Annotated in this window: 19 protein-coding genes; 9 read left to right on the top strand and 10 right to left on the bottom strand. The window is 68.5% G+C overall.

What is annotated here, in order from left to right; translation table 11 throughout:
- Nucleotides 1-11: 11 nt before the first annotated feature.
- The 5 genes from WYO_RS16170 to WYO_RS16155 all read left to right on the top strand — a co-directional run bounded on the left by WYO_RS16170 (nucleotide 12) and on the right by WYO_RS16155 (nucleotide 4,095).
- A complete protein-coding gene (locus WYO_RS16170; RefSeq protein ID WP_007564398.1) occupies nucleotides 12-881 on the top strand; it encodes a glycosyltransferase family 2 protein in 870 nt (289 codons plus the stop codon).
- The gene (locus tag WYO_RS16165) at nucleotides 881-1,957 is read left to right on the top strand and encodes an acyltransferase (protein ID WP_007564395.1); all 1,077 of its coding nucleotides are present in this window, start codon (nucleotides 881-883) and stop codon (nucleotides 1,955-1,957) included. Before WYO_RS16170 ends, WYO_RS16165 begins: the two co-directional genes overlap by 1 nt.
- A complete protein-coding gene (locus tag WYO_RS16160) occupies nucleotides 1,954-2,292 on the top strand; it encodes a hypothetical protein (protein ID WP_007564393.1) in 339 nt (112 codons plus the stop codon). Before WYO_RS16165 ends, WYO_RS16160 begins: the two co-directional genes overlap by 4 nt.
- A 754-nt stretch (nucleotides 2,293-3,046) precedes the next feature.
- Nucleotides 3,047-3,415: a hypothetical protein gene (locus WYO_RS30970; RefSeq protein WP_128755018.1), complete on the top strand. Its 369-nt coding sequence runs from the start codon at nucleotides 3,047-3,049 to the stop codon at nucleotides 3,413-3,415.
- Nucleotides 3,416-3,699: 284 nt separating this feature from the next.
- A complete protein-coding gene (locus WYO_RS16155) occupies nucleotides 3,700-4,095 on the top strand; it encodes a hypothetical protein (RefSeq protein WP_007564390.1) in 396 nt (131 codons plus the stop codon).
- A 13-nt stretch (nucleotides 4,096-4,108) separates the two neighbouring features.
- Here the strand turns inward: WYO_RS16155 and WYO_RS16150 are convergent, their stop codons facing one another.
- Both WYO_RS16150 and WYO_RS16145 read right to left on the bottom strand, forming a co-directional pair.
- Complete coding sequence (locus WYO_RS16150) at nucleotides 4,109-4,363, bottom strand: DUF3297 family protein (protein WP_007564388.1); 255 nt, start codon at nucleotides 4,361-4,363, stop codon at nucleotides 4,109-4,111.
- On the bottom strand, nucleotides 4,360-5,037 hold the full coding sequence (locus WYO_RS16145) for a CatB-related O-acetyltransferase (protein ID WP_007564386.1): 678 nt from the start codon (nucleotides 5,035-5,037) through the stop codon (nucleotides 4,360-4,362). The genes WYO_RS16150 and WYO_RS16145 overlap by 4 nt, the downstream gene beginning before the upstream one ends.
- 78 nt (nucleotides 5,038-5,115) lie before the next feature.
- Here WYO_RS16145 and WYO_RS16140 point away from each other — a divergent pair, with 78 nt between their 5' ends.
- Nucleotides 5,116-7,443 (top strand): NADP-dependent malic enzyme, encoded by a 2,328-nt coding sequence (locus tag WYO_RS16140; RefSeq protein WP_007564384.1) that lies wholly within the window; start codon nucleotides 5,116-5,118, stop codon nucleotides 7,441-7,443.
- Between the two features lie 56 nt (nucleotides 7,444-7,499).
- Here WYO_RS16140 and WYO_RS16135 read toward each other — a convergent pair whose 3' ends face one another.
- From WYO_RS16135 to WYO_RS16115, 5 genes are all read right to left on the bottom strand, one after another.
- On the bottom strand, nucleotides 7,500-9,596 hold the full coding sequence (locus WYO_RS16135; RefSeq protein ID WP_007564382.1) for a HAMP domain-containing methyl-accepting chemotaxis protein: 2,097 nt from the start codon (nucleotides 9,594-9,596) through the stop codon (nucleotides 7,500-7,502).
- Nucleotides 9,597-10,096: 500 nt separating this feature from the next.
- Entirely contained in the window at nucleotides 10,097-11,650 is a 1,554-nt protein-coding gene (gene ppx / locus WYO_RS16130; RefSeq protein ID WP_007564379.1) for an exopolyphosphatase, read from the bottom strand.
- A gap of 285 nt (nucleotides 11,651-11,935) precedes the next feature.
- Complete coding sequence (locus tag WYO_RS16125) at nucleotides 11,936-14,524, bottom strand: RNA degradosome polyphosphate kinase (protein ID WP_007564377.1); 2,589 nt, start codon at nucleotides 14,522-14,524, stop codon at nucleotides 11,936-11,938.
- A 91-nt stretch (nucleotides 14,525-14,615) separates the two neighbouring features.
- Nucleotides 14,616-15,326: a hypothetical protein gene (locus tag WYO_RS16120; RefSeq protein WP_007564375.1), complete on the bottom strand. Its 711-nt coding sequence runs from the start codon at nucleotides 15,324-15,326 to the stop codon at nucleotides 14,616-14,618.
- A gap of 20 nt (nucleotides 15,327-15,346) precedes the next feature.
- Nucleotides 15,347-16,477 carry an AI-2E family transporter gene (locus WYO_RS16115; protein WP_007564372.1) on the bottom strand — a complete coding sequence of 377 codons (1,131 nt, stop codon included), beginning with the start codon at nucleotides 16,475-16,477 and terminating at the stop codon, nucleotides 15,347-15,349.
- A gap of 156 nt (nucleotides 16,478-16,633) precedes the next feature.
- Here WYO_RS16115 and purM point away from each other — a divergent pair, with 156 nt between their 5' ends.
- Both purM and purN read left to right on the top strand, forming a co-directional pair.
- A complete protein-coding gene (gene purM / locus WYO_RS16110; protein ID WP_007564369.1) occupies nucleotides 16,634-17,701 on the top strand; it encodes a phosphoribosylformylglycinamidine cyclo-ligase in 1,068 nt (355 codons plus the stop codon).
- A complete protein-coding gene (purN, locus tag WYO_RS16105) occupies nucleotides 17,701-18,351 on the top strand; it encodes a phosphoribosylglycinamide formyltransferase (protein ID WP_007564367.1) in 651 nt (216 codons plus the stop codon). Before purM ends, purN begins: the two co-directional genes overlap by 1 nt.
- 57 nt (nucleotides 18,352-18,408) lie before the next feature.
- Here purN and WYO_RS16100 read toward each other — a convergent pair whose 3' ends face one another.
- On the bottom strand, nucleotides 18,409-18,774 hold the full coding sequence (locus WYO_RS16100; RefSeq protein WP_007564365.1) for a hypothetical protein: 366 nt from the start codon (nucleotides 18,772-18,774) through the stop codon (nucleotides 18,409-18,411).
- Nucleotides 18,775-18,942: 168 nt separating this feature from the next.
- Entirely contained in the window at nucleotides 18,943-19,365 is a 423-nt protein-coding gene (gene ndk / locus WYO_RS16095; protein WP_007564364.1) for a nucleoside-diphosphate kinase, read from the bottom strand.
- A gap of 269 nt (nucleotides 19,366-19,634) precedes the next feature.
- Here ndk and WYO_RS16090 point away from each other — a divergent pair, with 269 nt between their 5' ends.
- Nucleotides 19,635-20,099 carry a DUF2147 domain-containing protein gene (locus tag WYO_RS16090; RefSeq protein WP_007564362.1) on the top strand — a complete coding sequence of 155 codons (465 nt, stop codon included), beginning with the start codon at nucleotides 19,635-19,637 and terminating at the stop codon, nucleotides 20,097-20,099.
- Between the two features lie 3 nt (nucleotides 20,100-20,102).
- On the opposite strand, the gene WYO_RS16085 is transcribed toward WYO_RS16090, so the two are convergent.
- Complete coding sequence (locus WYO_RS16085; RefSeq protein ID WP_007564360.1) at nucleotides 20,103-20,738, bottom strand: glutathione S-transferase N-terminal domain-containing protein; 636 nt, start codon at nucleotides 20,736-20,738, stop codon at nucleotides 20,103-20,105.
- Between the last annotated feature and the right edge of the window lie 178 nt (nucleotides 20,739-20,916).

The raw sequence follows: 20,916 nt of genomic DNA, 5'->3' as shown, positions 1-20,916 counted from the left end.
GCCGACCCGCGATGGTCGGCCTCGTCGCCATCGTGGTCGCCCACGACAGCGCGGAGGTGCTGCCGGCCTGCCTCGCGGCTCTGGCCCGGCAGCACGTGCCGGCCATCGTCGTGGACAATGCGAGCCGTGACGGCTCCCCGGCAATCGCCGAAGCCGCCGGTGCCCGGGTGATCCGCAACGCCCGCAACGAGGGCTATGGCCGCGCCAACAATCGCGGCGTCGCCGCGGCCGAGACCGCGGACCGGGTGCTGATCGTCAACCCGGACGTGGTCCTGCGACTAGGAGCGGTGGACGCCCTGCTCGCCGCAGCCCGGGCCTGGCCGGATGCGGGGCTGCTGGCGCCGCGCCTGATGGAGCCGGATGGGCGCTTCTTCTACCAGGCGCGCTCGCTGCTGGCGCCGTATCTGACCAATCCCGGCGGTCGCCTTGCGCTGCCCCAGGGCGATGCCTGCGCGCCGTTCCTGTCCGGGGCCTGCCTGATGGTCGAGCGCACCCTGTTCCTCGACCTCGGCGGCTTCGACGACAACATCTTCCTGTTCTACGAGGATGACGACCTGTGCCGGCGGGTGGCCGATGCCGGGCGCGCCCTCATCCACGTCCACGGTGCCGAGGCGCTGCACGGCCGCGGCCGCTCATCGGCGCAGGAGCCGGGCCGGATCTTCCGGTCGCGTTGGCACCAGGCGTGGTCGCGGGCTTATGTCAGCCGCAAATACGGCCTGCCCGACCCGAGCGTGTCGCATCTCATGACCAACCTGCCGAAGGCCGCGCTCTCGGCCCTGGTCCTGCGCCGGTCGGGCCTCGAGCGCTATGGCGGCTCCGCTTCCGGCGCCCTCGCCTTCCTGCGCGGGCAGGACGCCCTCGCCCGCGAGGGTCTGCGCTGATGGCTGGCCCCACGATCGCGGACGCACTCGACAGGGGCCGCAACGGCTTCACCGGCCTGCGCCTGGCTTTGGCGCTGGCGGTGGTCGTCTCGCACGCCTTCAGCGTCGCCACCGGGGCCGCCGGCGACGAGCCTCTGGCGGCGCTTACCGGCTACACGCTGGGCGAGCATGCGGTGAACGGCTTCTTCGCGGTCTCGGGCTTCCTGGTCACCATGAGCTGCGACCGGCGCGGCATCCGCGACTACGCCCTCGCCCGGACGTTGCGGATCCTTCCGGGCTTCGTCGCCGCGACGCTTCTCGTATCGCTGGTCCTCGGGGCCGCGATGACGCGCCTGCCGCTGGCCGAATACCTGCGCGAGCCCGGCCTCTGGTCGTTCATGCGCGGCACCCTGACGACCTTCAAGAGCAACGCCGCCCTGCCCGGCGTCTTCGAGGCGAATCCCTACCGGGCACCGCTCGGCACGATCTGGACCCTGAAATACGAGGTTTTCTGCTACCTCGGGGTCTTGGTCGCCGCCCTCTGCGGCCTCCTCGGCCGGCGGATCCCGGCGCTCCTGATCCTCGCGGGGCTCGCCATTGCCCTGACGGCAGCCGTAGCTCTGCGTGGCGCGGAGCTGCCCAAAGGGCTGGAGACCGCGCTGCGCCTGCCGTTGATCTTCTCGGCCGGGGCCTGCCTGTATCTCTGGCGTGACCGCCTGCTTGTGTCGGGCGCCGCCCTCGCCTGCCTGGTTGTGGCGACCGTGGTCCTCGCCCGGACGCCGGCTTACCCGGCGCTGCTGTTCCTCGCCGAGGCCTACGGCGCCGTATGGCTGGCACTCGGACCGATGGCGCGCGACCTGTTCGATCCAAAAGCCGACCTGTCCTACGGGATCTATCTCTACGGCTGGCCGGTCCAGCAGAGCCTGCATGCCCTCTGGCCCGACCCGTCCGGCCTCGCCCTGCTCGCGCCTGCCCTCGCGCTGACGCTGCCGGTGGCGGCCCTGTCCTGGTACGGGATCGAGCGGCCGGCGCTGGCGCTGAAGGCGCGGGCGCTTGGCCGGCGCAGCCTCGGCACGATCGAGCCTGCGGGACCGTGAGTACCCTCCCCCCATCGGCCGCTCTGGCTCTGGCTGCGCGACTCCTGGAGGCGGAGGGCTTCGCCATCGTCGCCCGGAACGAACGTGGTGATAGCTTCTATCTCGCGCTTCAGGGCGAGCGCGCCACGCTCCGCCTCTCGAACCATGCGCGACGCCCAAAGCAGCGTCGAACCCATCCCGAGGTCGCCACCAGCCTCGTCATCCGGCAAGCGCGAAGCGCCGCGCAGATCGCGACCCTGATTGCGGCCGCCAAACGGAATTATGTCTTGGCGATCGCGGCGAGACACGCGGTGCTCACTGACGAAGTTCCTGCGGAGGACAGCCCCGAGCGTTAGGATTGTAGTGGCAATGCGCGCGGCGGCGTGGAGGCTTTTAGTCCGTTAGCTGGGGCTTGGCCGATGCCGCGCTCAACCACCCGACATCACGACCGAGACGTCGCCGCGCTCCGCTCGGAACTTGCCAGAATCGCGGTCGAAGTCGGATTCATCCGGGTCGAGCGGATGCTCGCCCGGAAGTACCGGTCCATCAGCCGCGGGCGCCTGCCGGCCAGCCTGACGGCGGCCGTTGGGTTTCCGCTCCGTCCGGCGGCGCGCGTTGGATGTCGGCGAATTCGGGCGGCCAGGCGGAGACCCAAATTGAGGAGGCCGTGACCGAATGCGGGTCGCGCGTGCTGTCGATTCGCATCCGGGCCAACGCCCGCGCGGACTGGGACGCGCAGCACACCGTCACCGCGCCCGACGGAACGCGCACGGTGTTCGAGACCTCTGGCCTGACCCAGACCATCCGCGTTGGCGAGACCGGTGAGATCCTGGGTCGGAGCACGCTGACCGCGGACGGCGCCGAGTCGGGGGCGTTCAGCCAACCGGCGCGGGGCCTGCCAGGCAAGCTGGGGCAGCGGATCTCGCGGACCCTGGAGGCGGCAGGAACGCCCTCTCGGTGCTCGCTGGGCGGGGTGGCGACGGTCGTAAAGCCGTGTTCGCAGCGCCTGCGAGTGAGTACATCCCAGGGGACGCATATGATGAGCGGGCCATATGGGTGGGTGCAGTGGGGCAGACCGAGCTGGACCAGATTTGCCCGCGGAACCGGGAGGTGCAGGCTCTTGCCGATTCGGTCGCAGCTGAGGTGCGAGCGTCCGATGATTTCAGGGCCGCGCAGGACTTCGGAAATAAGGTTCACGCGCGGATCGCCGAGAACGTCAATGGTCGGAAAGATCCAAATTTCGTTGCAGAGACGTCATACGATCCAGCAACGGGCGTTGATCAAAATTCTGGCGCAAAAGGTTCTTTGCGCCTCGACTTACTGGAGCGAACTCAGCTTTCAACAGTGTGCGTCTACGACCACAAAACGGGGAATGCCGACTTGAGGCCTACCCGTGCAATCGATATCATAAGCGCCGTTCAGAAACGTTTCGGTCCAGGCTATAGGTATGTTATGATTATGATAAAACCGAAGCTATGACAAACGCGCGTCAAGTCAATCCGATCTATCGAGATCTGATCAAACGTCATCCGAACTATAAAATGACGAGCATGCGCTTTTTATGCAAAACGCCCGTCCATCATTTAGCTTGCGGTATCTTCGTAGAACGATCCTCAGATGCGAACTGCTGTTGGCCAAGATGGTCGGTGACACCACTCTTCGTCTACAGAATATTTCACTATCTTGCGCTAGGGACCATTTACGAAAATCTGAGTCGGCCAGATACGTCGGCGGATAGGTTCTGGCATTGGTCCGATCCGACGATGGTCTCCGACCTTATCGAAGCCATCGAGACGACGGCGATGCCAAAACTGTCATACTACGAGACAGTGGAATCCTACGCGACCCTCCCGCCCGAGACATACGGTCCGCTGCACGAAGCACCCGAAGATCTGATGCTCGTCCATATCGCGATGGGTGAACTCGATGCCGCCCGCACGATCTGGCAGGAGCAGGATCTCTGGCATCGGAACTTGCCGGGTCATCCGGTCCCGCGGCAGCGCTGGTTGCGGGAGCAGCTCGATGCGGTCGCCGAGCCCTTGCACGCCGGCGACCGGCCGGCTCTCGCGCGCATCCTGCACGGCTGGGAGGCCGCCAACGTCCAGCGTACGGAATTGGAGCGTTACTGGGAGCCGACCCCGTTCCCCCTGGAGTTGTGAAGCATAGGGTGTCTCAAGCCTCGCCGGTCTCGGGCTCGCGGAAATAGGGCTCGACGGTGCCTTTCAGCTTCACGGTCATCGGGTTGCCGGCCCGGTCGAGGGTCTTGCCGGCCGAGAGGCGGACCCAGCCCTCGCTGACGCAATATTCCTCGACGTTGGTCTTATCGACGCCCTTGAACCGCACGCCGACGCCGCGCTCCAGCATCTTCTCGTCGTAGAACGGGCTGTTTGGGTTCGCGGCCAGGCGGTCGGGAGGCGTGTCGGTCATCGTCCGGATCTCGGGTCGGTTTCGTGTGCGGCCCCGCAGGCATCCGGCGGGGAGGATGGCTCGCCGGTACGGGAATCCGCGCCGGCGCGCAACGCCGCGAGCAGCTCGGCGATCCGCCCGCTTTGCAGCAGCGGCACCAGCCGCGTCACCTCCGGGTGCGGCAAGTCCCACCAAGCCGTCTCCACGAGTGCCGCCACGGTGGCCTCGTCGAAGCGGCGGCGCACCACCCGGGCCGGGTTGCCGGCGACCACCGCGTAGGCCGGCACGTCCCGGGTCACCACCGCCCGGGCCGCCACCACGGCGCCGTGCCCGACGGTCACGCCGGACAGGATCATGCAGCCGGAGCCGAGCCAGACATCGTGCCCGATCACCACGTCGCCGCGCGACGCATGGTAATCCTCCGGGGCGCCTGCATCCGGGAACAGCCCGCGCATCGCCGCGAACGGGTAGGTCGAGGCCCAGTCGAGACGGTGGTCGCCGCCGAGCAGGATCTCGACCTTGTCGGCGATGGAACAATAGCGGCCGATCGTCAGGCGCCGCCCGCTCTCCGGGAAGCGCACTTTTGGACGCCCGTACGAATAAGAGCCTATGGAGAAACCGTAGGTCCTCGCCAGCGCGGCGAGGTGGATCCGGGTCTCGTTATGCGGGTTGCGCCCCCTGCGCAGCCGGTGCAACAGACCCCTCACGATGGGATCCGGCGCGGTTTGCGACCGCGTCGTCTCCGGGAAAGCAGGCGAGCTGGAAGGTGCGCGATGGCCGATAACATGTCCGAGGACCTCAAGGCCGGGGCGCTCGTCTACCACCGCCTGCCGCAGCCCGGAAAGCTGGAGATCCAGGCGACCAAGCCGCTCGGCAACCAGCGGGACCTGGCGCTGGCCTACACGCCCGGCGTCGGCGTCGCCTGCATGGCGATCCACGACGATCCGCAGCAGGCTGCCGAACTGACGATCCGCCAGAACCTGGTGGCGGTGCTCACCAACGGCACAGCGGTGCTGGGCCTGGGCGATATCGGCCCGCTCGCCTCCAAGCCCGTGATGGAGGGCAAGGCGGTCCTGTTCAAGAAATTCGCCGGGATCGACGTCTTTGATATCGAGGTCGACCAGAAGGACGTGTCCAAGCTCGTCGACGTGGTCTGCGCCCTCGAGCCGACCTTCGGCGGCATCAACCTCGAGGACATCAAGGCGCCGGAGTGCTTCGAGGTCGAGGAGCAGTGCCGGGCCCGGATGAACATCCCGGTCTTCCACGACGACCAGCACGGGACCGCGATCATCGTCGCGGCTGCGGTCCTCAATGCGCTGGAGCTTGCCGGCAAGACTCTCTCCGACGTTCGCATCGTCACGTCGGGCGCCGGCGCGGCGGCGCTCGCCTGCCTCAACCTGTTGGTCTCCCTCGGCGCGACCCGCGAGAACATCACCGTCACCGACATCAAGGGTGTGGTCTACAAGGGCCGCCCCGAGCTGATGGACCGCTGGAAGGACGTCTACGCCCAGGAGACCGAAGCGCGCACGCTCGCCGACGTGATCCCGGGCGCGGACGTGTTCATCGGCCTCTCGGCCGGCGGCGTCCTGAAACCCGAGCTCCTGGAGAAGATGGCCGAGAAGCCGCTGATCATGGCGCTGGCCAACCCCTATCCGGAGATCATGCCGGATCTGGCCCAGCAGAAGCGTCCCGACGCGATGATCTGCACCGGCCGGTCGGACTTCCCGAACCAGGTCAACAACGTCCTGTGCTTCCCCTACATCTTCCGCGGGGCGCTCGATGTCGGCGCGACCAGCATCAACGAGGAGATGAAGCGCGCCGCCGTGAAGGCGATCGCGGCGCTCGCCCGCGAGACCCCCTCCGACGTGGTCGCTCGCGCCTATGGCGGCGAGGCCCGGCCGTTCGGTCCCGAATCCTTGATCCCGAGCCCGTTCGACCCGCGCCTGATCGTGCGCATCGCCCCGGCGGTGGCCAAGGCCGCGATGGAGTCCGGTGTGGCCGGCCGGCCGCTCGCGGATTTCAACGCCTATGTCGAGAGCCTCGACCGGTTCGTGCACCGGTCCGGCCTCATCATGAAGCCGCTTTTCTCCAAGGCGAAGGCCCAGCCGAAGCGCGTGATCTACGCCGAGGGCGAGGATGAGCGCGTGCTGCGCGCCGTCCAGGCCATCGTCGAGGACAAGGTCGCGCTGCCGATCCTGGTCGGCCGCCCGCGGGTGGTGGAGTCGCGGCTCAAGCGCTTCGGCCTGTCGATCCAGGAGGGCCGCGATTTCGAGCTGATCGATCCCGAGGACGATCCCCGCTACCGGGCCTATGTCCAGACCTACCTGGATGTCGCCGGCCGGCGCGGCATCACCCCGGATGCGGCCCGCACCCTGGTGCGCACCAACAACACCGTGATCGGCGCCATCGCGGTCCGGCGCGGCGAGGCCGACGCGCTGATCTGCGGCCTGGAGGGCCGGTTCGAGACCCGGCTGCGGATCATCCGCGACGTGATCGGCCTGGCGCCGGGCATCGCCCAGTGCGCCGCCATGAGCCTGATCGTCACCAGCGAGGGCGCCTACTTCCTGGCCGACACCCATGTCCGGCAGAATCCGACGGCGGAAGAGATCGCCGAGGTCGCCCAGGCCTGCGCCGGCCATGTCAGCCGCTTCGGCCTGACGCCGAAGATCGCCCTGCTCAGCCACTCGGATTTCGGCCAGTCGGACTCGCCCTCGGCGATGAAGATGCGGGAGGCGCTGGCGCTGCTGCAGGCCCGCGACCCCGACCTGATGGTCGATGGTGAGATGCAGGCGGATTCGGCCCTCTCCGAGCTGGTCCGCGACCGGGTGCTGCCCGGCTCGCGGCTCAAGGGGGCGGCCAACGTCCTGATCTTCCCGAACCTCGATGCGGCCAACATCGCGTTCCAGTTCGCCAAGGTGCTGGCGGACGCGCTTCCGGTGGGGCCGCTGCTGATCGGCCCGGCCAAGCCCGCCCACATCCTGACGCCGTCGGTCACCGCCCGGGGCATCGTCAACGTCACGGCCGCGGCCGTGGTCGAGGCGCAGTCCGAGCCGGCGCCGCTGCCCAGCGGCGAAAGCGGCGTCGGCATGATCTCCGAGTGACGTGATCGCCTCGATCCCGGCGGCCTGTACCGCCGGGATCGGTCAACATGGTCGGCTCAGGCCGCCCGGACGGTGTCGAGGAAACGGGCGACCTCGGCACTGAGGTGCTCGGATTGCTGGGATAGTTCGGTGGCGGCATCGAGCACTTGGCTCGTCGCCTTGCCAGTCTGATCCGCGGCTTCGGCGACGCCGGTGATGTTGTGGGTGACCGAGCCGGTCCCCTGCGCCGCCTCTCCGACGTTGCGGACGATCTCTTGCGTGGCTGCGCCCTGCTCCTCCACCGCCGCGGCGATCGTGGTCGCCACAGAGCTGATCTCCTGAATGCGCGTCGTGATCGAACCGATCGCCGTGACCGCCTGGCCCGTGGACGCCTGAACCTGGGCGATCTGGGCCGCGATCTCTTGGGTCGCCTTCGCGGTCTGTTCGGCCAGCGCCTTCACCTCCGACGCCACCACCGCGAAGCCGCGCCCGGCCTCGCCAGCCCTGGCCGCCTCGATGGTCGCGTTGAGCGCGAGCAGATTGGTTTGGCCGGCGATCGACGAGATCAGCCCGACCACGTCACCGATCCGCGACACGGCGTTGGTCAGCTCCTGCACCATCGCACCGGTCTGCCCCGCCTCGGCGACCGCGCCCTGGGCCAGCTTGGCGGCTCCATCGACCTGGCGGCCGATCTCCTGAACCGACGAGCCGAGTTCATCCGAGGCGGCCGCCACCGTGTTGACGTTGTTCGCCGCCTGTTCGGCCGCAGCCGCCACCGTGCTCGACTGGTCCGCGGTCTGGGTCGCGGTCGCCGTCAGGGTTTGGGCCGTGGATTGCAATTCGGCAGCCGCGGCCGAGACCTGGGCGATGATACCGCCGACCGCCCGCTCGAAGGCTTCGGCCATCTGGTGCATCCCCGCCTTGCGCTGCGCCTCGGCCGCGACGCGGGCCTGCGTCGCTTCCGCTTCGAGCTGCCGGTTGCGGATCAGGTTGTCCTTGAAAACCTGCACGGCCGCCGCCATGGGGCCGAACTCGTTCCGATAAAGGCCGACCGGGACTTCCACGCTCGCATCGCCCTCGGCGAGGATCCGCATCGTCGCCGAGATCGTCCGGATCGGCCGCAGGACACCGCCGAAGACGGCGAGCAGGCCAAGACCGACCAGCACGATGACGGCCGCCAACGCGGCCACATTCCGGGTCAGGACGCCGCGCGCCTCGTCCGCAAGGCTCTCGGCCCGGGCCACCATCTCGTCGAGCGCTGCATAGGCGAGATGGACGATGGACGGTTGCGCGCTCGTGTTCCGTTCCCGGAATTTCTCGAACGTCTCGCTTGGCGTCGTCCCGGTGCTGAGCGCGTCGAACACCGCCTTCGACTTTGAGGCGGCCTCGCTCTCGAAATTCTCGACAATGGCCTTCCGGAAGGCGGCGCGGACCGTCTCCGAGACTTCCGTTGCGGCCTCGCTCGTACTGGCCCAGGCGGTCTGCAACCGGGCGCGCTCTTCGGCGGCGGCGACGGTCTCGGGGAGGGTCCACGACGTTCCCGCCGCCAGCGAGGCCTGGATTCGCAGGGCGACGTTGCCGATCGCGACGCGCGTCGCCCAGGCTGCACGCTTCAGGGCGAGGTAGCGTTGCAGGATCGTATCCGAACGCGGGATGGCGCTATCGACGGCGTCCGTCGTGACGGTCAGCGCGTCGAGCAGATCCTGGAACGCGGACAGCGTCGCGGGCAGCAGCGTCGCGTCACGCTGCGCCTTCGGAAGACGCAGGGCCGCGTCGATGCGGGGGCGCAAGGCGTTCAGGGACTCGTACGTCGCGTTCAGCCGCGTCAACGTCGCGGTGACCGCCGGGACGTCCTGTTGACGCAACAGGATTTGTGCCTGGTCGAAGCTCGAGACCGAGGCCTGCCGGTTCGTCGCGATCAAGGCCAGCGTCTCCGGGCCGGCGGGTTCCGCGCTGCTCAGCGCAAGGGTCGAGCCGCGCTCGAGACGCAGCGGCAGGATCGTCTTGAGCAGGCGCCGGCTCGCCTGGGCCAGGGTGACGGCCCGGTCGGCCTGCCTGGCTTGTTCCCGGGCTTGAAGGAGTGCCGTTGTCGTGTAGCCCAGTAACATCAATGCCAAAGCACCGATCACCAGGCAGAGCAGCGTTTTGATCGAGACACGTCCGAGCCAGTGCATGGTCAAACTCCGGTGGCCGCGCAGGGCCTCGCGAAGATTTGATACCTTAGTCTCGATTTCCACGCATCTGACTACAGCAACGTCTGCGAGATCCTAAATGACAGACTCTGCCAGTGAAGCAACTACCCTCGTTCCGATCTATAATGATCTCTGATGTTTCATATTGTTGGAGGCGTTTCTGCTGAAATATCGATCTCGAAGAAAATATTTTTAATCTTAAGTTGTTTCTCCGGGCGCTCATGTGGTTTGAAGTCGTCGCAAGTGGCCGGTCACCGGCGGCGGACGTTCCACCGCAACAGTGCGCCGATCCAGAATCTTCGAGCGCCATGCGCAACGCGGACGGGATGGCAGCAGCCGAAGGCGTGCACCGGGTCCTACGACCGGGAAGCGGAAAGCCGACCGCTCCGGCGTAGTCGCGCGACATCACAGATCCGGATCGGGACGGGCAGCGATGCGTCCCGGGCCACTCGCTCGGGTGGCGCCCGTCGGCCGCGAAACGATCAGCCGGCGGTGCCGCCGATCTCGATCCTGCCGTCCAGTCCGACCACACGGCCGAGACCGCGGACGCGGTTCAGCAGGCGGTCGCTGGCGAGGGCGGCCCAATCCTGGGGTATCCGCAGCGTGACTCGGCCCTCCTCGATGAGGAGCGGTGCCCGGATGAGCGCGCCGTCCATGCCGGCGGAGATCGGGAACGCGACGCGCAGCAGCGCGCCGAGGAGGCGCGCCCGTTCGAACAGGCGCGGGCCAGCGATGGAACGGAGAATTGGGTTGGCCTTTTCCGGCGCCAGCCCGCTGTGCCGCAGCGACACCGAGAGGGCGAGATAGGCCCGTCCGGGATGATCGACCCCGACGAAGGCGGCGTTCTGGATCGCCGCGATGCTCTGCTCGTCGCGATAATCGGGATGGGCCCGCCAGCCGACATCTGAGAGCAGGCAGCCCGCATGGCGCAGGCGCCGCTCATCCGCAGTCTCCGGCCCGTCCAGCGTCGCCACGAACCGGTCCGTCCACGCCACCAGCTCTTCCCCGTGGCGGGGCGAGCGGGCGCGCAAGGCGTTGAATTCCGCAGCCGAGGCGAGGAGCGGATCGATCAGTCGGGAATCGCGGTCGAGCTGCTCGAATAACAGCCCCTCCCGGACCCCGGAGGCCGAGATCGCGATCTCCCGGGGCCGTCCGACCCGGATGATCTCTTCGAGGACGACGGCGCCGTAGGCCAGGAGCGGGCGACGCGCCTCCGAGATCGCGTCGACATCCTGCAACATCGCGACGTCGGTCTCCTCGACGATCTGCAGGAAGCTCATCTCGTCGGTGGGTTCCACCGCGTAGCCGTGCATCACATGGACGGGATAGCCGCGGGCGGCCTGATGCAGGCGCGCGAGCGCCCGCCATGTGCCCCCGACCGCGTAGAAGGTGCGTCCGCGCAGGGTCTCGAGCTGCGGCTCGGCCTTGCGCATGTGCTCGCGCACGATCTTCGCCGCCTTCTTGATCGACCCTCCGGACAGATCCTGCAGGGCGAGGCCGCCGAGCGGCATGGTCACGCCCTGACCGACCACGGTGCCGCGCACGTCCACCAGTTCGAGGGAGCCGCCGCCCATGTCACCCACGACCCCGTTCGGTGCGTGGAAGCCCGAGATCACGCCCATCGCGGAGAGCTCCGCCTCGCGCCGGCCGGACAGCAGCTGGATCTCCTGGCCGCAGGCCGCCTCGGCCGCGCGCAGGAAATCGGGTCCGTTCTCGGCATCGCGGGCCGCCGCGGTCGCCAGCACGAACACCCGTCCGACCCGCATCGTCTCGCACAGCACCCGGAACCGCCCGAGGGCGGTCAGCGCGCGGTTGACCGCATCCTCGTTGAGCCGGCCGGTGGTCAGGACGTTGCGGCCCAGGCCGCACAGCACCTTCTCGTTATAGAGCGGCGTCGGCGCGCGGCTCAGGCCGTCATAGGCGACGAGCCGAACCGAGTTGGAGCCGATATCGATGATCGCCACCGGCGGCTGCGGGTCGCGCGAGGGCCTGTCCGCAGAATGCGCGAGGGTGAGGTTGGCGCGAGGGCTGCCCAAACGTCCGAGTCCTTGATGGAGCGCGGCCGGCCGGACCGGCGGGCCACGGGTGCAATCCAGAGCTGTGCTCGGCGATGTTGCCACCGAACTCGGCTCCAAGTCGATGATACGAAGTGCCTTCGACCGCGCCGCTGTCCTTGGCGACGCCGACTGCTCTAAGCCCAATGGCACCAGCAGGGCAACGTTACGCCCGCCCGGCTTTCTGCCCGGGCGCAGAGTTCGCACGCAGAACTGCACAACCCGCTTGCGAAACCTGTCGAATTGTCTGCGCATGCGCCGGGGCACTTAGCCACGCTGCGCCCGGCGGCTCAACGCCCGGGGGCTCGACTTCTTCGATGCTTTGCCGCGTCCGGAAAGACTCGGGTTCGTCATGAAGTACTTGTGCGCGTTGAACGGCTCCTCGCCCTCCGCGGGCTGGATTCGCTCGCAGCCGCCGGATGCGAGCAGCCGCCAGCTTTGGCGGTTGTCCAGGAGATTGGCCAGCATGATCTGGTCGAGAACCTGCTGATGCACGGTCGGATTCGTGATCGGCAACAGCGCCTCGACCCGGCGGTCGAGGTTGCGGCTCATGAGGTCGGCCGACGAGATGTAGATCGTGGCCTTCGGGTGCGGCAGCCCGACGCCGTTGCCGAAGGCGTAGATCCGCCCGTGCTCCAGGAAGCGCCCGACGATCGATTTGACCCGGATCGTCTCCGAAAGACCGGGGATGCCCGGCCTCAGGCAGCAGATACCGCGCACGACGCAGTCGATCTGAACCCCCGCGGAGGACGCATCGTAGAGCGCGTCGATGATCTGCGCATCGACCAGGGAGTTGCACTTGATCCAGATGGCGGCCGGACGGCCCGCCTTGGCGTGGGCGACCTCCGCCTCGATGTTTTCCAGCAGCCGGTTCTTCAGGGTCAGGGGCGAGACCGCCATCCGCTCCAGCTCGGCCGGCTCGGCATAGCCGGTGATGAAGTTGAAGATCCGCGAGACGTCGCGCGCGATCGCCGGGTCCGCGGTGAAGAACGACAGGTCCGTGTAGATGCGGGCCGTGATCGGGTGGTAGTTTCCGGTGCCGACGTGGCAGTAGGTGACGAGCTTGTCGCCCTCGCGCCGGACCACCAGCGACAGCTTGGCGTGCGTCTTCAGCTCGACGAAGCCGAACACGACCTGCGCGCCCGCCTTCTCCAGGTTGCGCGCCCAGCGGATATTGGCCTCCTCGTCGAACCGCGCCTTCAGCTCGACGAGCGCGGTGACCGACTTGCCGAGTTCGGCGGCCTCGGCCAGCGCGGCGACGATCGGCGAGTTCGACGAGGTGCGATAGAGCGTCTGCTTGATCGCCACCACGTTCGGGTCCCGGGCCGCCTGGGCCAGGAACTGCACCACCGAATCGAACGATTCGTAGGGGTGGTGGACGATGAAGTCCTTCTGCCGGATCGCCGCGAACACGTCGCCGCCGCTCTCGCGGATGCGCTCGGGGAAGCGGGGGTTGTACGGCTTGAACTTCAGGTCCGGCCGGTCGATCCCGACGATCTGGGACAGCTCGTTCAAGGCGAGCATGCCCTCGATCAGGAAGATCGCGTCCGCGGAGATCTCCAGCTCGTCGGCGACGAAGCTGCGCAGCTCCTCCGACATGCCGGCCTCGACCTCCAGGCGGATCACCACGCCCCGGCGGCGCTGCTTCAGCGCGGTCTCGAAATGCAGGACGAGGTCCTCGGCCTCCTCCTCGATCTCCAGATCCGAATCGCGCACCACCCGGAACGCGCCGCTGCTCTTGACCAGGTAGCCCGGGAACAGCCGCCCGGTGAACATGCCGATCACCTGTTCGATCGAGATCAGGCGCGCGGCGGTCTCGCTCTCGCTGGTGGGCAGGCGGACGAACCGGTCGATGACGCCGGGCACCCGGATCAGGGCGCGCAACAGCCGGCCGTCGCGCGGCCGCACCAGCATCAGCGCGATGGTGGTGCCGAGATTCGGGATGAACGGGAACGGGTGCGCCGGGTCGATCGCCAGCGGCGTCAGCACCGGCGAGACGTGGTTGAGGAAATACTCCTCCAGCCAGGCGGCCTGCTCGGAGGTGAGGCCCGCGGGCTCGACGATCTCGATCTCGGAGGCCTGCAACTCCACGCGCAACTCGCGCCAGCGCGCCTGCTGATCGGCGGCGAGGCGCGAGACCTCGATGCCGATGCGGTTCAGCTGCTCGGACGGCGTGAGCCCGTCCTGCGACGGCAGAGTCAGCCCGGCCCGGACCTGGTCGATCAGGCCGGCCACCCGCACCATGAAGAACTCGTCGAGGTTGTTCGCCGAGATCGACAGGAAGCGCAGGCGCTCGAGCAGCGGATGGTTCGGGTTGGCGGCCTCCTCCAGCACGCGGCGGTTGAACTGCAGCCAGGACAGCTCGCGGTTCACGAACCGCTCGGGCGAATGGCGCAGCGATCGCCCGGCTTCGACCACCGGTTCGCGGGCGGCGCTCGCGGCCGGTTCCGCAGGCGCGGCGGCTGCGGCAGCGGGCCACTCGTCGGCGGTATCGACCGGCGCGGGGGCCGCCGCCCGGGACGCCGGCGCGGTATCAAGCGGCGCGCCCTTGGGCGTTCCGCTGGTCGTGCCCGCCTCCGGGGCGGCCGTGCTGCCGGCACCCGCGGATTTTGCGGCGGCGTTCGAAACCGTGGCGCTCTTCGCGGATGGGGCCTTGGCAGCGGGCGTCCTGGTGGACGCCGTCCTGGGAGCGGTGCTCGGCGCGGCCGCGGCCGTTGCGCCCTGGTCGGCCGTAGGCCTGGCCGGGGCGCGCCTCACGGGGGCGCGGCGTTGCGGCGGATTGGTCGCGTCGGGCCGACGGGGCTCCGCGGCCTCTTCGGCGGCGTCGCGATCCATGGGCTTCTGCGTCGATTCCATTCCGATTCCTGTCCTTGCCCGTCGCGGCGCGTTTAGCATTCTACACCCGTAGCTTTCACGACGCTTTCGTGACGGCCACCGGTTTCCCGTTTTACGCCTCCGCGTCGGCCTCGTCGTCGAAGCCCATCCGACGGAGCACCGCCAGCGCCAGCGGTCGGCTGATCCGCCGGCCGCGCCCGAGCGCGTCCCGGTCGAGCTCCGCCACCAGGTCCCTGGCCCGGCCCAGGGAGCGGTCGATTCGGAACGCCAGCGCGTCGATCACACTGAGATCGACCACCAGCTGGCGGTCCACGAACAGCTTGACCAGGACGGCGCGCAGCAAGGCGTCGTCCGGGGCCTCGATCGCGATGTTGGGCGCGAGACGCAGCCGCGAGCGCAGATCCGGCGTCGCGAGCCCCAGCGCGTCGATCCCGGCGGCGCTGGTCAGCAGCACCGGGCAGGCCAGCTCGCGGGCGCGGTTGAGCAGGTGGAACAGGGCGGCCTCGTCACGGCCGGCATCCCGGTCGATATCCTCGATCACCAGCGCCCCATTCGACACGAGGTGCTGGACCGCATCCGACCCGACTTCACTCGCCGACGCGGTCCAGGCATGGGCGCGCTCGGCCCAGATCGCCGCCAGATGGCTCTTGCCGCTGCCCGACGGGCCAGTCAGAACGAGCACGCTGTCCGGCCAGTCCGGCCAAGCCTCGATCAGCGCGTAGGCTGCTTCGTTCGCCGGCCCGACCAGAAAGTCCTCGCGGCCGTAGCGAGGATCGAGCGGCAGGTCGAAGGCCAGCTGCCGGGGTGGGGCGTTCTCGCGCATGGGTTGCTCAGATGGGTCGGTCAGGATGACCGGGTACCGGTCGCCGTCAAGGTCCGGCCGGCCTCGTCGTTGAGGTCGATCAGCACCGGCTGCTCGGCATGGTAGAGGCGGCTCTGGAGATACCGCGCCAGGGCGAAACGCACGAGCACGCCGATCGAGGCGGCCACCGGGACGGCCAGCAGCAGGCCGACGAAGCCGAACAGGGTCCCGAAGGCCAGCAGCGCGAACATCAGCCAGACCGGATGCAGGCCGGTGGATTCGCCGACGAGCTTGGGCGCGATGACGTTGCCTTCGAGGAACTGGCCGATGAGGAAGACCCCCACGGTCAGACCGAGATGGAGCCAGTCGGAGGACGGCCAGAACTGCACCAGCGCGACGCCGACCGAGAGCAGGAAGCCGGTCAGCGTGCCGACATACGGGATGAAGGTCAGGAAGCCGGCGATCAAACCGATCAGCACCCCGAAATTGAGGCCCACCAGCCAGAGGCCGACCGCGTAGAAGCTGCCGAGGATCAGGCAGACCAGGGTCTGGCCGCGCACGAAGCCGGTGATCGCGCCGTCGATCTGCCGGGCGAGGTCGCGCACCGTGGCCCGGTGCCGGGGCGGTACCCAGCTATCGAGCGCGGCCATCATCCGATCCCAGTCGACCAGGATGTAGAAGGCGACCACCGGGGTCACCACCAGCAGCGAGGCGATCGAGATCAGGGCCTGGCTGCCGGACCAGATCGACTTGAGGAAGGCGAGCAACCAGGCGCCGCCCTGGCTCGCCAGGGTGCCCACCGAGGATTGCAACTCGGTCAATACGTTGTCGCCGCCGATCCGCTCCAGCAGCGGGCCGGCACGCTCGGCGATGATTCCCTGCAGCCGCGAGACCATGCCGGGCAGCGCGTTGACCAGTGCGGCCATCTGGTTGGCGGTCAATGGGATCAGGATCAGCAATGAGACGATCAGCGCGACCACGAACAGCGCCAGGATCAGGAGGCTCGCCGCCAGCCGGCCGAGCCCGAGGCGCTCCAGCCGGTCGGCCAGCGGATCGAGCAGGTAGGCGAGCGCGATGCCGGCCACGAAGGGCAGCATGACCTCCCGCAGCAGGTAGACGAGGAGGCTCAGGGCGACGAGGGCCCCCAGCCCGATCACAGCCCGCGTCCGCATGATGTCGCCCCCTGACGCAACCTACGACGCCCTGTCGCAGAGTGGGCATCGGTCATCTGTCGATCAAGACTCGCGATCAAGCCTCGACGCTGCCGACTCGCGCCGCGCGTTGGAAGCCGCTAAGGCGAACCCGATGATGACCGGGACGACGCTGGCATGACGGCCAAGGACGGACAGGGACTGACCTACGCGGAAGCGGGCGTCGATATCGACGCCGGCAATGCCATGGTCGAGACGATCAAGCCGCTGGTGCGCTCGACGCGCCGGCCGGGGGCGGATGCCGAGATCGGCGGCTTCGGCGGCCTGTTCGATCTGAAGGCCGCGGGCTTCCGCGACCCGATCCTGGTGGCGGCCAATGACGGCGTCGGCACCAAGGTCAAGATCGCCATCGAGACCGGCCGGCACGACACGATCGGCATCGACCTGGTGGCGATGTGCGTCAACGATTTGGTGGTCCAGGGCGCCGAGCCGCTGTTCTTCCTGGATTACTACGCCACCGGCAAGCTGGTGCCGGGCGTCGGCGCCGACATCGTGCGCGGGATCGCCGAGGGCTGCCGGCAGGCGGGCTGCGCGCTGATCGGCGGCGAGACCGCGGAAATGCCGGGCCTCTACGACGGCTCCGATTATGACCTCGCCGGCTTCTCCGTGGGCGCCGCCGAGCGCGGTACGCTGCTGCCGAAACCCGGCATCCGCCCCGGGGATGTGGTGCTCGGCCTCCCCTCCTCCGGAGTCCATTCCAACGGCTTCTCGCTGGTCCGCCGGATCGTCGCCAAGACCGGCCTCGGCTGGGACGCCCCGGCGCCGTTCGATCCCTCGCGCAGTCTCGGCGACGCCCTGCTGGAGCCGACCCGGATCTACGTGAAGCCCCTGCTGGCCGCGCTGGAGGCGACCGACGGCATCCGCGCGCTCGCCCACATCACCGGCGGCGGCTTCCCGGACAACCTGCCCCGCGTCCTGCCGGACGATGTCGGCATCGCCATCGACCTCGACGCCATCACCCCGCCCCCGGTGTTCGGCTGGCTCGCCCGAGAGGGCGGCGTCGCCGAGGCGGAGATGCTGCGGACGTTTAATTGCGGGATCGGCATGGTGGTGATCGCCGCCGCCGACGCGGTCGACGACGTCGACGAGGCCCTGACCCGGGCCGGCGAGGCACCGGTGCGCCTCGGCCGGATCACCGCGCGCGGGCCCGAGCCGGTGACCTTCAGCGGGCGTCTCGCGCTCTGATGGCGACCACGGGCAAGACTCGCGTCGCGGTCCTGATCTCGGGGCGCGGCTCGAACATGGTTGCGCTGATCGAGGCCGCGAAGGATCCCGCCTACCCGGCCGAGATCGTGCTGGTCCTGTCGAACCGGCCGGACGCCGCCGGCCTGGCCCGGGCGGCCGAGGCCGGGATCCCGGCCCGGGCGATCGACCACAAGGCCTTCCCGGATCGCGCCAGCTTCGACGCCGCCCTCGATGCGGAGCTTCGGGCCGCCGATATCGACCTCGTCTGCCTCGCCGGCTTCATGCGGATCTTCACGCCGGGCTTCGTGGCTGGCTGGGCGGGGCGGATGCTCAACATCCATCCTTCGCTGCTTCCCCTGTTCAAGGGCACGCACACGCACGCTCAGGCGCTGGAAGCCGGCGTGCGGCTCCACGGCTGCACGGTGCATTTCGTGGTGCCGGAGCTCGATGCCGGGCCGATCGTGGCGCAGGCCGCGATCCCGGTGCGCCAGGGCGACGACCCGGACAGCCTCGCCGATCGGGTGATCGTCCAGGAGCGCCGGCTCTATCCGGAGGTGCTGGCCCTGGTGGCCGGCGGCCGCGCCCGCCTGGATGGCGACCGCGTCGTCATCGCCGACGCGGCACCGGACGGCGTCCTGTTCAGCCTGTAAAGGGATTCCGAAGGGACGAGTCCCTTCGGCCGGGTCCGGGGCAGCGCCCCGGAATGATCAGATCGGCCGCTGCAGCTTGCAGCTGTCCAGCGCCGACAGGGCCTTGGCGCGGGCGGAATCGTTGAAATAGCCGGTGGCCCGGTAAGCCTCGATCTCGGACTCGTCGAGGCTGCGCAGGGTCTGCTTGGCGTAGCAGCCGCAGGGACGCTCCAGGGACGCCTCGGGGGCGCTGGTCAGCCGGGCCTGGACGATCGTGCAGGCGTGGCGCACGCGGCCCTCGAGATTGCCCTTCGTGGCGGTCTTGAGCGCCGGATCCGGCTCGTACTGCTGGAACGGGGCCGGGGATCCGCCCGCGAGAGCGGCAGTGGCGCCGAGCGCGATCAGGCCGGTCGCGATCAGCAGGGGCAGGCGGCGCATCGTCATGGTCTTGGGGGTCCGGGCTGAGGTTCAAGTAACCTTGGCCGTTGGACGCCGCCGGGCGCCGATCCGTCAATGGCGGACCGGACACACAGGGCGGCATTCACCCCGCCGCGGGGGCGCCGTGGCAGGATGGCGGAACGGTGTGCCCGGCCCGCCACCCCGGCATCCGCCTCAAGCGGCGAAGTCGGAATCCTTGAAGAACTGCGCGATCTCGATCTTGGCGTTCTCGGCGCTGTCCGAGCCATGCACGGTGTTCTCGCCGACCGACTCGGCGAACCGCTTGCGGATGGTGCCCTCGGCGGCCTGAGCCGGGTTCGTGGCGCCCATGACTTCGCGGTACTTGGCGACGGCGTTCTCGCCCTCGAGCACCTGCACCACCACGGGGCCGGAGGTCATGAAGCTCACGAGTTCACCGAAGAACGGGCGCTCCTTGTGGACCTCGTAGAACTTCTCGGCCTGCTCCTTGGTCATGCGGATGCGGCGCTGGGCGACGATGCGCAGGCCCGCCTCCTCGATCACCGCGTTCACGGCGCCGGTCAGGTTACGCCGGGTGGCATCGGGCTTGAGGATCGAGAAGGTGCGCTCGGTGGCCATGGTCTGTCCGGTCTGTCTGTGGAAAAGGCGGAGGGTGCGCGCCGGGCTGCCGGGCGCATCTCAGGCGCGAAAATTTCGCTTCGGCGGCAGGCTTATAGCGGGCGCCCTACTGGGCCTCAAGCTGCGCGCGTTCGCGCTATGAAACAAGCGTGGCCGTGGCTCCGCCGCAACACCGCCGAAAAATCGCCTGATTGCGACGGCTCAGTCGCCGCAAGCCGATTTCGTCAGCCTCTCAGGCGCCCTCGGTGCCCAAAACTCGGAGACGAACCATGCGCCTCGCCCTGTCCGCCACCCTGCTGCTCGCCGGCCTCTCCACCGCCTCCGCCGATACCGGGAAGGATCCGTCCGGCACCTGGCTCACCGGAGATGGCCGCGCCAAGATCCGGATCGACCGGTGCGGCCCGGGTCAGAAGCTCGTCTGCGGCAAGGTCGTGTGGCTCAAGGCGCCGACCGCGGAGAACGGCGCCGCCAAGACGGATCTGAAGAATCCAGATCCGAAGAAGCGCAACCGCCCGGTGATCGGCCTGCAGCTCATCGATGGCCTGAAGCCCGACGAGGAGAAGTTCACCGGCGAACTCTACAACATCGAGGAAGGCAAGGTTTATACCGTCAGCCTGGAGCGTGAGAGTGAGGCCGAGCTCAGCGTCTCGGGTTGCATGCTCAAGGTGCTGTGCGGGTCCCAGACCTGGACGCGCGTGCCGGACGTGAACCAGCAGGCCGCCAACAAGAACTGAGGCTCAGATCGCCGCGAGGCCGCGCTGCACGGCCGGCCTCGCCAAGACGGTCTCGAGCCAGCGCGCGACGTTCGGCAGGGCGGCGATGTCGACGCCCTGCTTGAAGTTCAGCTTCGCCCAGGTCACCGTCGCGATATCGGCGATGGAATACGCGCCCGCCAGGTAGTCCCGTCCTTCGAGCCGGCGCTCCAGCACCCCGTAGAGCCGGTTGGCCTCGGCGGTGAAGCGCTCGATGGCGTAGGGCACTTTCTCCGGCGCGTAGATCTTGAAATGGTGCGTCTGCCCGAGCATCGGGCCGAACCCCGCCACCTGCCAGAACAGCCACTCGTCCACCGCCACCCGGGCGCGCTCGTCCGTCGGGTAGAACTGGCCGGTCTTGCGACCCAGATATTGCAGGATCGCCCCCGATTCGAACACCGTGATCGGCTCTCCGCCCGGGCCGTCCGGATCGACGATCGCCGGAATCTTGTTGTTCGGCGAGATGGCCAGAAAATCCGGCGCGAACTGCTCGTTCTTGCCGATATTGACCGGGACGACCCGGTACGGGAGTCCGCACTCCTCGAGCATCACCGGGATCTTCCAGCCGTTCGGCGTGCTCCAGGTATGGACGTCGATCGGCCGCCCCGACACCGCTGCCATAATCTACCTGCTCCTCGACCGATCACACGGCGGCGCGGCGATCCCCCGCCGATCTCGGACAATCCCGGCAGTGAAGACGATTTCCCGGCCGCGCTCAAGGGCGGCGCGCGAGCGCGGCTCACGTTTCGGAGAGCGAGCCCCGGACCTGTTGGCGAAAACCGCCACGCTCTTGTCTGAA

Source organism: Methylobacterium sp. GXF4 (assembly GCF_000272495.1).
In the GTDB taxonomy this organism is placed as follows: domain Bacteria; phylum Pseudomonadota; class Alphaproteobacteria; order Rhizobiales; family Beijerinckiaceae; genus Methylobacterium; species Methylobacterium brachiatum.
Note: the sequence above shows the minus strand (reverse complement) of the source record. Positions and strands in the feature narration are given on the sequence as shown.